This window comes from Cytophagaceae bacterium (assembly GCA_016722655.1).
Lineage (GTDB): Bacteria > Bacteroidota > Bacteroidia > Cytophagales > Spirosomataceae > Leadbetterella.
On the sequence record JADKIR010000004.1, the window covers coordinates 1,175,921 to 1,192,475 of the forward strand.

Annotated in this window: 12 protein-coding genes; 5 read left to right on the forward strand and 7 right to left on the reverse strand. The window is 39.2% G+C overall.

From position 1 onward, the window contains the following. Positions 1-87: 87 nt before the first annotated feature. The 5 genes from IPP61_05670 to IPP61_05690 form a co-directional block, all read right to left on the reverse strand. Positions 88-1,581, reverse strand: coding sequence for a 2-isopropylmalate synthase (locus tag IPP61_05670; GenBank protein MBL0324658.1), 1,494 nt, complete (start codon positions 1,579-1,581; stop codon positions 88-90). An 87-nt stretch (positions 1,582-1,668) separates the two neighbouring features. Then, the gene (gene leuD / locus IPP61_05675) at positions 1,669-2,265 is read right to left on the reverse strand and encodes a 3-isopropylmalate dehydratase small subunit (GenBank protein MBL0324659.1); all 597 of its coding nucleotides are present in this window, start codon (positions 2,263-2,265) and stop codon (positions 1,669-1,671) included. A gap of 143 nt (positions 2,266-2,408) precedes the next feature. After that, positions 2,409-3,803: a 3-isopropylmalate dehydratase large subunit gene (gene leuC, locus IPP61_05680; GenBank protein MBL0324660.1), complete on the reverse strand. Its 1,395-nt coding sequence runs from the start codon at positions 3,801-3,803 to the stop codon at positions 2,409-2,411. A gap of 212 nt (positions 3,804-4,015) precedes the next feature. After that, positions 4,016-6,121 (reverse strand): PQQ-binding-like beta-propeller repeat protein, encoded by a 2,106-nt coding sequence (locus IPP61_05685; protein ID MBL0324661.1) that lies wholly within the window; start codon positions 6,119-6,121, stop codon positions 4,016-4,018. 61 nt (positions 6,122-6,182) lie between these two features. Further along, positions 6,183-6,767 (reverse strand): bifunctional precorrin-2 dehydrogenase/sirohydrochlorin ferrochelatase, encoded by a 585-nt coding sequence (locus IPP61_05690; GenBank protein MBL0324662.1) that lies wholly within the window; start codon positions 6,765-6,767, stop codon positions 6,183-6,185. Between the two features lie 235 nt (positions 6,768-7,002). Here IPP61_05690 and IPP61_05695 point away from each other — a divergent pair, with 235 nt between their 5' ends. The 5 genes from IPP61_05695 (at position 7,003) to IPP61_05715 (ending at position 12,674) form a co-directional block, all read left to right on the forward strand. Further along, a complete protein-coding gene (locus IPP61_05695; GenBank protein MBL0324663.1) occupies positions 7,003-7,860 on the forward strand; it encodes a YegP family protein in 858 nt (285 codons plus the stop codon). 121 nt (positions 7,861-7,981) lie between these two features. Continuing rightward, positions 7,982-8,803: an endonuclease/exonuclease/phosphatase family protein gene (locus tag IPP61_05700; GenBank protein MBL0324664.1), complete on the forward strand. Its 822-nt coding sequence runs from the start codon at positions 7,982-7,984 to the stop codon at positions 8,801-8,803. A gap of 208 nt (positions 8,804-9,011) precedes the next feature. Beyond that, entirely contained in the window at positions 9,012-10,910 is a 1,899-nt protein-coding gene (locus IPP61_05705) for a family 20 glycosylhydrolase (protein MBL0324665.1), read from the forward strand. A gap of 179 nt (positions 10,911-11,089) precedes the next feature. Beyond that, on the forward strand, positions 11,090-11,881 hold the full coding sequence (locus tag IPP61_05710) for a glycoside hydrolase (GenBank protein ID MBL0324666.1): 792 nt from the start codon (positions 11,090-11,092) through the stop codon (positions 11,879-11,881). 82 nt (positions 11,882-11,963) lie between these two features. After that, positions 11,964-12,674: a 2-phosphosulfolactate phosphatase gene (locus tag IPP61_05715; GenBank protein ID MBL0324667.1), complete on the forward strand. Its 711-nt coding sequence runs from the start codon at positions 11,964-11,966 to the stop codon at positions 12,672-12,674. 8 nt (positions 12,675-12,682) lie between these two features. Here the strand turns inward: IPP61_05715 and IPP61_05720 are convergent, their stop codons facing one another. Together IPP61_05720 and IPP61_05725 are read right to left on the reverse strand one after the other, a co-directional pair. After that, the gene (locus tag IPP61_05720) at positions 12,683-14,995 is read right to left on the reverse strand and encodes a hypothetical protein (protein ID MBL0324668.1); all 2,313 of its coding nucleotides are present in this window, start codon (positions 14,993-14,995) and stop codon (positions 12,683-12,685) included. A gap of 41 nt (positions 14,996-15,036) precedes the next feature. Next, the gene (locus tag IPP61_05725; protein ID MBL0324669.1) at positions 15,037-16,554 is read right to left on the reverse strand and encodes a DUF1501 domain-containing protein; all 1,518 of its coding nucleotides are present in this window, start codon (positions 16,552-16,554) and stop codon (positions 15,037-15,039) included. Position 16,555: the final 1 nt, after the last annotated feature.

The window sequence follows — 16,555 nt, forward strand, 5'->3', positions numbered from 1 at the left end:
TTATTTTCTTTTAGCATTCAGCAATCAGCCTTCAGCTTTTTTTTAAATTAATTTTAATTGTAACCAATAGACATTTTCTGAAAACCACTAAATCAAATTGAGCATTTTTACTGTAGCCTCTATTGCAGATACCGTTTGGTCGGAATCCAGCCCCCGGGTTTTCATTTCACGGGTTTCAGTTTTCCAGGTTATTATGGTTTCACAAAGGGCGTCTGTCCGACCACCAGGAGGGATACGCACCATATAATCAATTAGATCAGGTAGAGTACGGTTTTTTGTTTTAAAAACTTTTTTAAGGGCATTCATAAAGGCATCATATTGGCCATCACCAAATGAGTTTTCTTCAAAAATCTCCCCTTCAAAATCCACCAGAACACTTGCCGTGGGCTTTAGTCCTCTGGAATGTGTAAGCACATAGTTCAGGATTTTGATTTTCTCTTCTACCTGCTGATTGTTAAGTACATCGGCAATTATATAAGGAAGGTCTTCGCGGGTAACTGATTCTTTTTTGTCGCCAAGAGCGATAATCCTGTTAGTAACTTTTTTAAGGTCTTCATCTGGTAAAGTTATACCTAACATTTTGAGATTTTGCTCAATGTTGGCTTTACCTGATGATTTTCCCAATGCGTAGAGCGTTTTTCTGCCAAATCTATCGGGGCTAAGATTGCTTACGTAAAGGTTGTTTTTCTTATCGCCATCGGCATGAATCCCGGCGGTCTGGGTAAAAACACTTTCCCCTACGATAGGTTTATTGGGCGGAATCCTGATACCGGCATAACCTTCTATGACCCTACTGATACGGTACAATGACTTTTCATCTACATTGAACGTTATTTCAGGCATAAAATCTTTCAAAACCGCCACAGAGCTCGATAGAGGTGCATTTCCGGCTCTTTCTCCCAAACCATTGACGGTAAGATGCAATCCATGAGCACCAGCCCTCACGGCTTGCATCACATTGGCGACACTGAGGTCATAGTCATTGTGAGCATGAAAATCAAAATGTATTCCCGGATATCGATCAACAACTTTTTTTACAAAATCATAGCTTTCTTTGGGTGTCAAAATTCCTAAGGTATCAGGAAGAAGAATTCTTTCAATCGGAAGTTTGATGCAATAGTCGAGATGTTGAAAAACATAATCTTCGGAGTGCCGCATGCCATTGCTCCAGTCTTCCAGGTAAATATTTACCTTGATTCCCTTTTCTTTGGCTTTCAATACAACTTCTTTTATTTCTGAAAAATGTTGTTCCGGCGATTTCTTAAGCTGGTGTGTAAGGTGATTGAGTGAGCCTTTGGTTAAAAGATTCATTACCCTTGCACCTGCCCTTTCCATCCAATTGATAGAGGCGTCGCCATCAACAAAAGTCAAAACTTCGATTTTTTCAAGATACCCCTTGGTTTTGGCCCAATCAGTAATCTTTTTGACTGCTTCCAATTCACCATCGGAAACTTTTGCCGATGCCACTTCGAGACGATCTACCTTCACTTCCTCTAAAAGAAGCTGAGCAGCAGTAAGTTTTTCTATTGCAGAAAAAGATACTCCGCTGGTTTGCTCCCCATCACGGAGCGTAGTGTCCATTATTTCGATGTGTCTGTTCATAAGCTGTCGGCTACCGGCTATCGACTTTCAGCCAAATGCTGATTGCCGAAAAGCCGAAAGCCATTATTAAAATGGTCTTGTTGTTTCAAATACTCCGATTTCTGATTTCAGGGATTGAAGATAGTCTATATCATCAAAACCATTTATCATATTGTGCTTTTTATAGCCATTAATGTCAAAGCTTTCGCTCTCACCGGTAGCCACAATCGTCACTTTTTGAGCGGGCAAATCTACCGTTACCTCGGCATTGGAGTCGGCCTCGATGGCTTGGAAGATCTTATCTAGAAATTCGGCAGAAACAGTGACCGGCAAAATTCCGATGTTAAGTGCGTTTCCTTTGAAAATATCAGCAAAGAAAGAGCTGATAACACAACGGAAGCCATAATCATAAATAGCCCAGGCAGCATGTTCACGGCTTGAACCGGAACCAAAGTTACGACCCGCTACTAGGATTTTCCCAGAGTAGGTGGAATTGTTAAGAACAAAATCAGCCTTGGGAGAATCATCATTGTTGTATCTCCAGTCACGGAAGAGGTTGTCACCAAATCCTTCGCGTTTGGTCGCTTTCAGAAAGCGAGCCGGGATTATCTGGTCGGTGTCCACGTTTTCAAGTGGAAGTGGTACGCATGATGACTGCAATACCGTAAATTTATCGTATGCCATATTTTTGTTGTTTTGAAACCGCTAAGAAACAAAGGTTTTAAGTTTTTTTTTCTTTGTAAATATTTTGATAATCATTTACAAATCTCTTGAATCAATATACTTGGCGACTTCGCAGTAATTAAATTAATAAGTCACTAAACCAATTATAAAAACTCCCTTGGATCTGTCACTTTACCAGTCACTGCAGCTGCTGCAGCTACTAAAGGAGACGCCAGCATGGTACGGCTATTGGGTCCCTGACGGCCTTCGAAGTTTCGGTTTGAAGTCGAAACAGCTAGCTTTCCTGCAGGAATTTTATCGTCGTTCATAGCCAAACATGCCGAGCAACCCGGTTGACGCAATGCAAAACCGGCATCTGTCAGAATGTCAAGAATCCCTTCTTCTTTGATTTGAGCCTCCACAATGTGTGAGCCCGGAACCAACCACGCTGTAACATTATCGGCTTTTTTCTTACCTTTTACAATTGAAGCAAAAGCCCGGAAGTCTTCGATACGGCCGTTGGTACAGCTTCCTAAAAACACATAATCTACGTGGGTGCCAATCAGGCTATCGCCTTCATTGAAGCCCATATAGTTTAACGATTTTTTGTAAGATGCTTCACCATCAATCACTTCTGAGGCTTTTGGTACCGACTTAGAAATACCGGTTCCCAGACCTGGATTAGTACCATAAGTTATCTGAGGCTCAATATTGGCAGCATCATAAACTAATTCAAGGTCAAATTCAGCACCCTCTTCGGTTTTCAGGGTTTTCCAATAATCCACCAATTTGTCCCAGGCTTCACCTTTTGGAGATAGTTCCCGGCCTTTAAGGTAGGCGAAAGTTGTCTCATCCGGAGCTATCATTCCTCCCCGAGCTCCCATTTCTATCGACATATTACAAACAGTCATACGACCCTCCATGCTCATGTTATCAAAAACCTCCCCGGCGTATTCGGCAAAATAACCCGTAGCCCCTGCAGCAGATATTTGTGCGATAATGTACAGCGTTACATCTTTTGGAGTTACGGCTTTGCCTAGTTTACCATTAACGGTGATTCTCATTTTTTTAGGCTTAGGCTGCATGATACACTGAGACGAAAGCACCATTTCAACTTCAGAAGTACCAATACCAAAGGCAATGGCACCAAACGCACCATGCGTAGAGGTGTGTGAGTCACCACAAACAATAGTCATTCCCGGTAAGGTGATGCCGTTTTCAGGCCCAACTACGTGAACGATACCGTTTTTCTCATGACCAAGACCCCAATGAGAAATTCCAAATTTGGCAGAATTAGATTCGAGAGCATTCAGCTGATTGGCCGAAAGTGGATCCGCTACCGGTAGGTGCTGATTAATTGTTGGTGTATTATGGTCGGCAGTAGCAAAAGTGCGATTTGGGTATTTCACCCCAATTCCTCTGCTTTCAAGACCCAAAAATGCTACCGGACTGGTCACTTCATGAATAAAATGACGGTCGATAAACACTACATCGGGACCATCTTCAATTTTTTTGACTACGTGGGCATCCCACACTTTGTCGAACAATGTTTTTGACATATTTCTTTTATTGTAAATTCCAATGCAAAAATGGAAATAAACTCAAAGAAAGCATTCATGGAATTCGACCAAAAAATAGCGTTTTTGGCTCAATTGTAGGTTTGGGCTAAAAATGGAATTAGATAAGACCGTTTTTATAAAGATTTTAAAATTTTTCCACTCGATTTCACTCTAGCAAACAATTTTTACTCTCATAATGACAATATTTTACCTTATTCCACAGCAAAAGCAACATATTTATTCCCCTTCGGAGTACCCAACTTTGTGCCACCACAGGCGATTGCGATGTATTGCTTACCGTTGATCATATAAGTAGCCGGAGTAGCGAAGGCTGCGGCCGGGAGAGGTTTCTTGAGAAGCAACTTACCGGTTTTTGCTTCAAAAACTCTCAGATTGGCATCTTTTGTTGCTGCTATTATGAGTAAGCCAGATGCGGTTATTACAGGCCCACCGTAGTTTTCGGTACCTGTATTGTAAATTCCTTCTTTCATCAAAAGTGGCTCGTCACCAAACGGTATTTTCCAAAGCTTTTTACCTGTATTGAGATCTATGGCATTAAGAGTACCCCATGGCGGTGCGATGGCTGGTAAACCACGGTTATCCAGAAATTTATTATAACCAGTCATCCTAAATTTAATACCCGCTTTTTTACTGAGTTGTTGCGTTGCGTTTCCAACCTCTTTCTTTTCTTCATTATACAAAAATGCAACCAATGCATCTTTCTCTTGTTTGGTAACAAAACCAAAACCCGGCATCATGCCTTTACCCGAATTGATAAGGTTGATTATGGCTTTTTTATCATATTTGCTTGAAATTTTTATCAAAGAAGGGTATCCACTTTCCACATTCCCTTCCATATCCTGTTCATGGCAACTTTGGCAATAGGTTTTATAAGTTTTTTCTCCCATTGGTAAACCTGAAGTATTTTCAACCGGTTTCATTACTTGAATCCAGGCCATTTCGTTGGAGTTTACATACATCACACCCTTGGGGTCAACAGCCGCTCCACCCCATTCTCCTCCTCCATCATATCCCGGAAATATCACGTTTCCCTCACGGCTTGGAGCATCAAACCAGCCTTTTTTATAAGATTTAAAAAGTGATACCAGCTCTTTGCGGTTTTCGGCATATGGCGAAATATCTTTTTCGGTAAGAATATTGGATTGCCTCGCAAATGGCAAAGGCAAAGTTGGTCTTGGCTGAGTAGGCCAGGCTTTTTCTCCTGGAAGTTTTGAGGCAGCTACAGGAATTTCTTTTATCGGAAAAAGCGATTTTCCAGTAATTCGGTCAAATACATAAACAAAACCCTGCTTGGTTATCTGAGCTACGGCATCGATTTTTTTGCCATTTTTTGTTAATGTGATGAGATTAGGGGGAGCAGGAAGATCCCGATCCCAAAGATCGTGATGTACGAACTGAAAATGCCAAAGCAGCTTTCCGGTGCGGGCTTCCAGGGCCAAAAGACAATTGGAATACAGGTTTTTGCCGTGCCTGTTTCCACCATAAAAGTCATAAGAAGCCGAACCGGTTGGAACAAAAAGAATCCCCCTCTCTTTGTCAACAGCCATACCTGCCCAGTTGTTTACCCCGCCAATACCCTCATTTTTGTATGCATTTTTAGGGAAAGTCTCATATCCTATTTCTCCCGGATACGGAATAGTATGGAAGGTCCAAACCAATTTTCCGGAAACCACATCAAAAGCCCGAATATCCCCCGGAGCTGCATCCGGATCTTCAGACACTCGTGTTGGCATGAAAATCAGGTTCTCGAAAACTGTACCAGGGGTATTGGAGATCAAAAACTTATCTTTGGCGATTTCAGGCAAGCCGGTGTGCAGGTCAACTTTTCCCTGGTCTCCAAAACTATCTATTGGTTTACCGGTAATTGCATCCAGGGCCCAGAGATTGGGTCCGGCGGTGTAAAGTATTCTTTTGTCTTTCCCTTTTTGCCAAAAAGCCACTCCCCGACTTGTGCTGGCCCAATTTTTCAGCGGATCACCAAACCGCCAAATTTGCTTTCCGGTAGCAGCGTCCAGAGCAAAAGCCTGTACAGAAGAAGTTACACCGTACAAAACACCATCAATTATTAATGGATTGGCCTGAATTTGCCCTGAGTCAGGCATAGAATATTCCCATGCGACTTTGAGGTTTTTGACATTTTCCTGATTGATCTGGGTTAAATGCGAATAATGATTTCGGTCAGGACCTCCCAGGTAATCAGCCCAGTTTTCATTTGAACCAAATACAGGGTCAGAATTTTGGAATCCAAAGATCACAACCAAAGAAATGATTGCAGTTGCAAATAAAATTTTTTTCATATTAGGTTGAATAAAAATGGTTTTTTCGTCAACAAAAAAGACTAATAATTAAAGAAAAAAATCAATCTTCGATGCCTTCAGATTTCTTGAAAGCTCCGGTTATTTCATTCATTTTTTTTACTTTATATTCAAAATCTCCTTTAAGCTTATTTCTGATGCTTTGAAGATTATCCAGGATTTCCTGAATGTTTTCAGGTAAGATTTCTTCCAGCATTTCTCTGATTCTCTTAGCAAAAGTGGGCGATTTTCCATTGGTAGAAATCGCGATTTTCAGGTCGCCTTTACTCACCACCGAGCTCAAATAAAAATCGCAAAGGTCTGGAGTATCGGCCACATTGACTAAAATTCCGGCACTTTTACAGTCATTTTGTACCTGAAGATTAACGTTTTTGTCGTCAGTCCCAACTATCACTAAATCCTTTCCTTCCAAAAAATTGGGATGGTATTTTTCAAAAATCAAACTCAAATTATGGTTTTCACACAAATTCTTGATTTCATCTTTTATTTGTGGAGCTACCATCGTAATATTTGCTCCAGGCGAATTTTTTATTAGTGACTCAAGTTTCTCCAACCCAACATTCCCACCACCAACAATGAGGAATCTTAAATTTTCGGCTTTTAAAAAAATTGGGTAAAGGCTGTTCATGACTCAAAATTAGTAAACTTTTAAACTAAAATTCTAATCTATAAATTTTTAAAATAAATACTGTTTTACCAAAAAGGCTATTTGATAAACAATAAAAAATAAAACAATTCTTATATTTTATTGAAAAAAAACATAATCTTAAAATTAATTCTTCATCATTTTAATCCTTAATAAACATTTCATAATAAATTACTTACAATTTCTATGGTTGAAAAAATATAAAATCTCCTATAAAATGGCATTAATCGACGACTATTTACCTTGTAAAGCATATCAAGGACATGAAATGGATCCAAAAAATGAAGGATTTGTGACATTTCAAGACAAAAAAACACTTAAGTATTATTTTGCATTAGTAGATTCAAAAGGTGACGTTCTACTCAAAAGTGAAGGTTATAAAGACAGTAAATCAAGAAAAAACGGCATTGATTCAGTCATTAAAAATCTTCCTGTTGCGGGTAGGCTTTCAGTTGAAAAAGAGAAAAGCAAGTTTGTAATCATCCTGAAAGCAGGAAACAATAAAGAGATTGCCCGGTCGTGTGATTTCAAATCACAGGCTGAAGCAAATACAGTAATAACAGGTTTTGCAGGAGAAAAAACAGAAGGGGTGGCAGACAAAACTGAAACAAAAACAATCACACCAAAAGCAACTAAAGCTAAAAAAGTAATTGAAAAAACTGAAACTTTAGTAACTGAAGACAGTATTTTGAAATCTCTTGATAATTTTCTTGAAGAAAGTTTTTATCTGGAAAAAGAAAGGATTTGGGATTCATATGGAATGACAGGTTTTGTGAAATTCAGGAATGAAAACGGAAAACATTATTTCGGAGTATATAATCCTGACGCCACGCTTTATTTAAGATCAGAAGGCTTTAAAACCGAAGATGAGCGTGACAATGCATTCGATGTAATGGAAAGTGCTATCTTGCTGGAAGAAAATTATAAGGTAGAAAATCTTGGCGGTAAGTTTTATGCGGTGCTATTTGAGGAACACGAAGTGCTCGCAATTTCACCATCATTTGATTCATTTATTGAGGCGTTTGTAACTACCCCAGGTGGCCGTCCTAAGGAATATGTAGGTACTATGTATTAATTTTTTAATAGTTTTAGCTCTGAAAACCGGACATTTTTAATTCGTCCGGTTTTTTTATGTGTTTTTTTCAAAAAACTTCAATTTTTAGGGTAAAATTTACGGCATCTTAAAATTTTGATTTATGAAAAAAATAATATTTCTGCTTTTAATTTCCTTTATTTCCAAAGCCCAAAACCTCAATTTGATGACTTATAACATCAGATACAGCACCAAGTCCGACGGCGTCAATCAATGGGACAATCGTAAAGACCATGTAGCGGAAATCCTGAAATATTATGAAGTTGATATTTGTGGAATGCAGGAAGCCCTTTTTTCACAAATAACCGATCTGAAAGAAAGGCTCCCAAATCATAATTACATCGGAAAAGGCAGAGATGACGGCAAAGAAAAAGGTGAATTTTCTCCAATTTTTTTCGATAAAACGAAATTAGAACTTTTAAAATCTGAAACCTTCTGGCTATCAGAAACGCCTGAAGTACGCGGTAAAAGCTGGGACGCTGCCTTCCCGAGAGTGGTGACCTGGGCTTATTTCAAAGACAAAAAATCGAGAAAGAAATTTTATGTTTTCAATACCCATTTTGACCATATGGGTCAGGTGGCCCGCAAGGAAAGTGCAAAGCTCATTTTGAAAAAAATAAAAGAAATTGCAGCTGATAAGCCGGTTTTCCTGATTGGAGATTTTAATGGTACGCCTGACTCAGAGCCTATTCAAATCATCAAAAATGAATTAATAGACAGCGAAATAATTAGTACATTGCCACATTTTGGACCTGTGGATACATTTACGGGTTTTGAAGCCAAAGAACGGGAAAACTCCAGGATTGATTTTATTTTTCTTAACAACAAAAATATTATCGTGAAAAAACACGCCACACTGAGCAATACCTGGGGCGGGCTCTTCGGATCAGACCACCATGCGGTGCTGGTTAATCTGAAATTATAACGCTTTTTTTCTTCATAGTAAAGGATCTGATTTAGTAAAATATCCGATATTTTTATATATGTACTTTGTAAATTATCGGTATTTCAAAACCATAATTTTTCTTTTTCCATTTAAGAAAAAGAGGTACTGCTCTGATTTAATTTAAAAAAAGGTTAGTTTTTAAAAAATTTTAATAATTTTACAACTTAACCTTAAATAACGATTCTCTATGAAAAAATTCATTCTGAATTTAATGTGTTTGCTAAGCACAGTCGCTTCTATTGCTCAGCACAATATTATTCCGGCACCGGTAAGTTTTCAATCAACTGAGGGCATGTTTATGCTGGATAATCAAACCTCTCTAGATGTAAAAACCACTAACCCGGAAGTAAAGAAATATGCCGGGCAGTTTGTGACCCTGTTAGGAAACTCAGGAATTACGATTCAACAAAAATCTGTGGCTGTGCCATCGCAAAGTGACAAAGCAATTGTAATAAATCTTAATGCAAAACCGGTTGCCGAACTTGGTAGTGAGGGTTATTCTCTGGAAGTAAGTGACACAAAAATTGAATTAATAGCCAATGCTCCGGGCGGTATTTTTAACGGTTTTCAAACAATAAGGCAGTTGCTGCCTGCTCAGTTTGAGTCTAAAGAATACCCAATGGGCTTGGGAATGATAATGGGCTGTAAAATCAAAGATTATCCACGTTTTGGCTGGAGAGGGTTGATGTTTGATGTAAGCCGCCATTTCTTCAGTGTTGAGGATGTAAAAGACTATATCGACAAAATGGCTCAATACAAATTCAATGTATTTCACTGGCACCTAACCGACGACGAAGGCTGGAGAGTAGAAATCAAATCTCTGCCAAAACTCACTGAAGTGGGTGCCTGGCGTGTAGAACGCTACGGACGCTTTGGCGACACCCGTCCTGCACCCAAAGAAGGCGAAAAAGCTACTTATGGTGGTTTTTATACTCAGGAACAAATCAAAGATGTGGTCAAATACGCTGCTGACCGCAATATCACGATTGTACCGGAAGTTGACATTCCGGGCCACAGTATGGCTGTTTTGGCGGCTTATCCCGAGCTTTCGACTCAGAAAAAACCTACAACAGTTAACCCCGGTTCTAAATTTGCCGAGTGGTACGGCAACGGAAAATTTGAGATGCTGATTGAAAACACTCTTAACCCTGCCGATGAAAAAGTATATCAGTTTGTCGATAAAGTGATGACCGAGCTGGCTGCCCTTTTCCCGGGACAATACATACACATGGGTGGCGATGAGTGCTATCATGGCTATTGGGAAAAAGATGCAACTGTGCAGGAATTTATGAAGAAAAACAAAATCAAAGACACGCATGAGTTGCAAAGCTATTTTGTAAAAAGAGTAGAAAAAATCGTGAGTAGCAAAGGCAAAAAGCTGATTGGCTGGGACGAAATCCTGGAAGGCGGACTGGCTCCGGGTGCTGCCGTTATGAGCTGGAGAGGCATGAAAGGAGGAATAGAAGCTGCCAAAATGGGAGTGCCTGTCGTAATGTCGCCAACTACTTATGCTTATATAGACTACACTCAGGGTGATAAAAGTGTAGAAAACCCTATTTACGCCGATTTGAGCCTACGAAAAGCCTACGAATTTGAACCCGTACCTGCCGATGTAGATCCGAAATTTATACTGGGCGGACAGGCCAACCTTTGGACGGAGGTGGTTCCCAATCTTCAATTTGCTTACTATATGACTTATCCGAGAGCTTTTGCCACGATAGAAAGTGTTTGGAGCCCGGCAACTATTAAGAACTTTGATAATTTTGTAAATCGGGTAGAATCCCAATTTCCAAGATTTGATGCTGCAAAAACTAATATTTCAAAAGCGGTTCTTGAGCCAGTAGTAAATGTAAGAAAAGATGCAGAAGGGAAAATCTGGGTAAAATTAGCTTCAGAAATTGCCAATAGCGAGGTTTATTATAGCATTGACAATACGTATCCGGTCAATTATGCCAAAAAGTATGAAGGCGAATTCTGGGTACCGGAAGGAAACCTTAGCCTCAGATCTCAGACATTTAGAAATGGACAGCCGACCGGACGTGAATTAATCATTCCGTTTGCCGACCTGAGCAAAAGAGCAAAATAGTTTTTTAATAAATACTTATGGAAAACCACCTGATTTTAGGTGGTTTTTTTGTTTAAAATCATCCTTAAAACATTAAAACCAAAGCTTTCCTGAAAATAAAAATGGGCTCAATTTAGTTGTCAGAATAGAAATTTTTTCTAAAAAAAGAATCCTAAGGCACAATATTTGCTAGAAAAAACATGTTTATCCCATTATTTAAAGTTTACTTATTGAGTATAATGTTCTTAAATATTCCTTTTGTCATTTCTGTTTTATTACATTCCATCACTAGTTTTTTAGGCCTTAATTATATTCATATCACCCGTCAATATGAAATACATGGTATCGATGTTTCACATCACCAACGGTTTATTGATTGGGAAAAAGTGGCGGAACACAGCCAGTTTAAAGTAAGTTTCACTTTTTTAAAGGCTACCGAAGGCACCACTATCAGAGATACAAGATTTGATACCAACTGGAAAGAGTCAAAAGAAGCTGGTTTGGTAAGGGGAGCTTACCATTTTTTTAGTTCAACCAGCAGTCCATACACTCAGGCTCAAAATTATATCCGAACGGTTGACCTTGCAGGAGGAGATCTGGCTCCGGTTCTTGATTTTGAAATCCACGACAATAGCAAATCTCCGGCTTTGATGAGAAAAAATGTAGAAAAGTGGATTTCAATAGTTGAAAAACATTACGGCTGCAAAGTAATCATCTATACCAACACCCATATCTACAACAAATACCTGAGAGGATATTTTAAAAATAATCCACTTTGGATTGCCGATTATAATTTCTCAAATGTTTCAAATCTGGTGGGTCACCCAAAACTTAAATTCTGGCAGTATACCGAAAAAGGCCATATAATGGGAATCAACGGAAATGTGGACATTAATGCCTTTTTGGGAGACACCAAAGAATTTGATGCCTTGAAAATCCCGGAAGAAAATTATGAAATCGAGCTGGAAGTAGAGAGTGTTTCATCTAAATAATCCTTTTTTTAAATTCAGAAAGCCATAAAATTCTCTTCAAATTGAATTTAGGAGTATTTTTGTGGAAAATTTTCTGATTTAAATGAAAAACATCGACGTTTGCCTTACTCCTGACCTCCTGCATTTGCATAAATTAAACAATTCGATTGTCGTTGTTACTGATATTTTCAGAGCAACATCTTGTATGGTTACCGGCTTTGCTTATGGTGTAAGAAGTATAATTCCGGTTGCATCAGTTGAAGAGTGTAAAGACTTGCAAAACCGAGGTTATGTGGCAGCTGCTGAGAGAAATGCACAAAAAGTCGATGGATTTGACCTTGACAATTCGCCTTTCAGCTATATGGATGAAAGACTCATCGGTGCAAAAATAGCTATGACCACCACCAACGGCACGCTTTCAATTTCAAAAGCGAAATCAGAAGCTGTAAAAGTAATGGTGGGAGCTTTTCTCAATCTCTCTGCTGTAGTTAATCATTTAAAAAACCAACCTTACGATGTGCTGGTGCTATGTGCAGGTTGGAAAGGAAAACCCAATCTGGAAGATACACTCTTTGCGGGTGCAGTGGTTTCAGCCCTTAAAGATGAATTCTTTGTAGCAGAAGACTCAGCTATATTGGCCATGCGTACCTATGAGCAAGCTAAAGGCAACCTTTCTGCATATTTATCAAATTCATCGCATATTCGCCGTCTTCAGGGATTGGGAATACACAAAGACATCAATTATTGCCTTCAAAATGACCTTTATGATGTATTGCCAGTATTGAGAGGCAACGAACTGGTAAATGTCGAATAATTATTGAATTATTTTATTTCAAAAAATTCCGACATTTCAATATTGTTAATTTTCAGATACACTTCGTATTTGCCTTTTTCAAATTTCCGTATGGGGACGTATTTTATCTGAGTACCCAGGTTTTCCTGATAATTTTCCATCAGGGTAACCACGGTTTCAGTCCCTTTATTTTTCCTGATTTTTAAAAGTACAAAACCGGGTTCGTTGAGCCTGAAAACTATTTTTTTCATAGTAATATCCTGATCTTCCACTGAAAAATCCTTGCCATTGACCTGAGTTTTCAATTCATTGGTCATAAACTGTTGCTGGATACAATCAGCAATAGTGGCTGAAAAAACACCCTGGTTTTTCACTTCAAATCCGGGAAGTAAAACAATGCTATTCCCGGCAGTAAAACTGATATTTTGGGTGTTTGGAACTATACTGGCTGCCTCCACTCGTTTTTTCGCAGCAAACAAACTGTCATCCAAATTAAATTTTCCTAACAACAAAGTATCGGTTCCACAACTGATATCCACACCTCGGCAATTACAATTGTTGTCAAATTTATCATAAGAAGTAAGTGGATCTCCATCATCACAAGGGGTGTCTTTAGGGTTACACATTGAAGCGTCAAAGGTTATTTTTGCAAAACCCGAACACGATGGATCTCCGTAATTGTTTAAAGCTGAAATTAGAATATATTTTGCTTTGACATCATTAAAATTTGGCCCTATAAAACCACCATAATCAGCCACTCCAGGTGCCTGAGGCCAATTATAGATGCCTCCCAGGGCTGACCAGGTAGTACCATCCAAAGAATAATCTACCACAACTTGTCTGAATCCTTTGGTAGTTTGGCTCTGAACATTGTAATTCCAAACCCTTGAGTTTTTGAATTTAAAGATATCCGAAAAATTGTATTTTATCCAATGTGTACTGGCACTCCTTGCCGGATTAGGATTTGGAGCTGCTGTACATGACTGCCAGGTAGCTTCTTCGATAGGATTGAGATTATTGGTAGGACTGCAATCTTCGTAAAGCTGATATTTGGCTCCCAGGTCATCGCAATCTGGTCCGGAGCAAGGCGTACCGACGCAGTTGCAATTAGCATCAATTTTGTCATTATTAGTAAAAGGATTGCCATCATCACAAGGGGTATTTTCAGCTATACACGATACTTCGCAATCATAATCATAAATATAAAATTCAGGAATCCTTTTCCAGGTTTTTTGAGGATGAAAGGGTGTTTTCCAGAAAAGATTAAAATGATCACGCCAGGTATTTTGTTTATGCCTGAATTCGAAATAATAATACTTTCCTTTTTCCATATAAATAGGGCCCGAATTCTGCAAAACCGAACTGTTGTGTTCATATTCCCCTACCCCATAAAAGGAAAAAATCTGATGATTTTGCTTATATTGAATAGAATCATTTTTACTTAAAAAGAAGAATGTCTGATTGTCTCCTGTTAAGTTAAACTCATAATTGCCGGAAACCGGTACAGTAAGATAACCCTGCACAAGAGTACCGTAATATTCTTTTACATAAGATTGAAGCGGCCCGTAGGCTCCTTTTAGTTTTTCCATCCGGTCGGGCAATAATGGAAACTTTGGTGCATTTATCAAATCATTTTCAACATAAGACCCTGGAATATTGTCATAATAATAGGCTTGCAAAACGCCCTTTTCGCCTACACAAGCTGAGGGTTTGGGGGTAGTTCCTACACAATTACAAAATCCATCCTGCACATCGTTGGTTGTACTGGGATTATTGTCATTACAAACAGTTCCCCGAGGTGGGCAATTAGAATTACAGGCATATTCATAAATGTAATTGTAATCAACTACAGACCATGACGTATCGGTAGATTTTTTCCACCATAGCGTGGCATGATCGGAATAACCGCCTTCAAATTGAAGTAATTCAAAATAATAATATTGCCCGGCAACCAATTGAATAGCCTGAGAAGTCTGAAGGGGAGACTTATCGTGTTGGTCGATATCAGTGTATTCCGGAGCCTCGGCACGCTTGATTTTTGAAGCTGGTGATTGATTGGGACTTAGAAAAAATATGGCCTCATCGTCGCCGGTTACATTAAAATAATAGGTAGCTGTTACAGGAACTTTGATAAAACCTCGCATCATTCCGGCAAAATATTCAGTGTAATTTCTAGGAGCTGCCAATGTCGGGAGCATCTGGAAACCATCTGGAGTCTCGGGATAATATTCTCTTGCAAAAAGTGAATTTGAATCAGGTGAAAGTTCAAAGTTTTCCCAATATGACCATTTTACCTGTCCGGCAGATCCTACACATCCTTGTGAAAAGGATTTGACGGTCATCAAAATAAATATTCCAAAAAATAAAAATCTTTTCATAGGTATCAATAAGTAAGACAATCCAATGGGTGATTGATGTTAGAAATAGGGCTCTGACTGAAATTCATAAATCCTACGGGCATATTGTTGGCCGAATAGGAATAAAAATTCCCCAGGTTTGGCAAAATATAACAGAGGTCAGAAGGACTCACGCCATACCAAAGGGCCAGCTCGGCATACATTTCATCAGTTGAAACAGCCGGAATAAAATTGCCTCTGAATGAAACATTTAATGCGTTGTTGTTGCTTACATCCATCTTTGGATAGGCTCCAAAAATCCTCCCGCCATTTACAGCTCCTCCCATTATCATATTGTTGCCACCCCAGGCATGGTCAGAGCCATTTCCATTGGAAGTAAGGGTACGTGCAAAGTCAGAAATTGTAAAGGTGGTCACGTTTTCAGCAATACCCAATTCCACTGTGCTGTCATAAAAAGCCTTCATGGCCTGGCTTACAACCGGTAGCATATTGTTTAAACCACCCATCAGACCATCATGCATGTCCCAACCACCAATATTTACAAAAAATATTTGTCGCTTTGTTCCTAATTGTTGCCTTACGCTCATTACTTTCGTAATTGCCTGTAAGTCTCGTGCCAAACTGGTATTAGGGAAGGTGGTCTGTATAGTGGGTACTCTTTTTAATGCTTCTTTAAATATTTCAAAAGAAGCCATACTGTTTTTCGCAGTGGAAGAATATGTTTTCTGCAATAAATTAGCATATGTTTTGGAAACCAGACTATCAATTGCATTGGTCCGCATGTCGTTTAATAATCCGGAATTCCCCCACCAGGTTGGAAAAGATTGTAAACCCACATTATTAGGGTCCACATTATCACTAATAGAATATTCAGTAACAAATTGCCCTCTTTGAAAAACATTTTTACCTGCCAAAGAAATATTCATCGAAATCCCATTGTTGGAATTGTTGGCGTTCAGTATATCGGCCATACGTCCACCTACACCCAAAGCATCGCGACTTTGCGGAACAGAGGTTTGCCACTGCATTATTTGGTCTGAATGAGAATAAATACCCAGTGGTACTTTTTTTTGTGAATTATAAAATTCCGACTCATTCATTAAGGGCTCAACCAGGGTGCCTATATTCGAGATGAAAGAAAGTTTTCCTGAATTGAACAAGTCCCTCACTCCTGTCATGGCTGGATGTACTCCATAAGAACTATATGCACAATTAAAACCTCTGAAACTACCACATTGAGGGTTATTTAAACTCAGCAAGGTACCTGCACTGCTCAAGGCCAGATCAGTTCGGAGAGTACGGTATTCATTAAACCCATTGTCGCCTCCTACTGTCGTCCCGGAAGGAACTAGCACATTGAAGGTATCCATTCCACCTGAAAACAATATACAAACCAAGGCTTTGTAATCTTCTCCGGGGGCATTATTACCTGTACCAATCTTTGTCAGGCCGTTTAACGCTCCCAGACTGGTGAGTGAGCTCATCAGCGTGGTGGTACCCATGGCACCACATGAAATATTTCTTATAAAGTCTCTTCTTTTCATG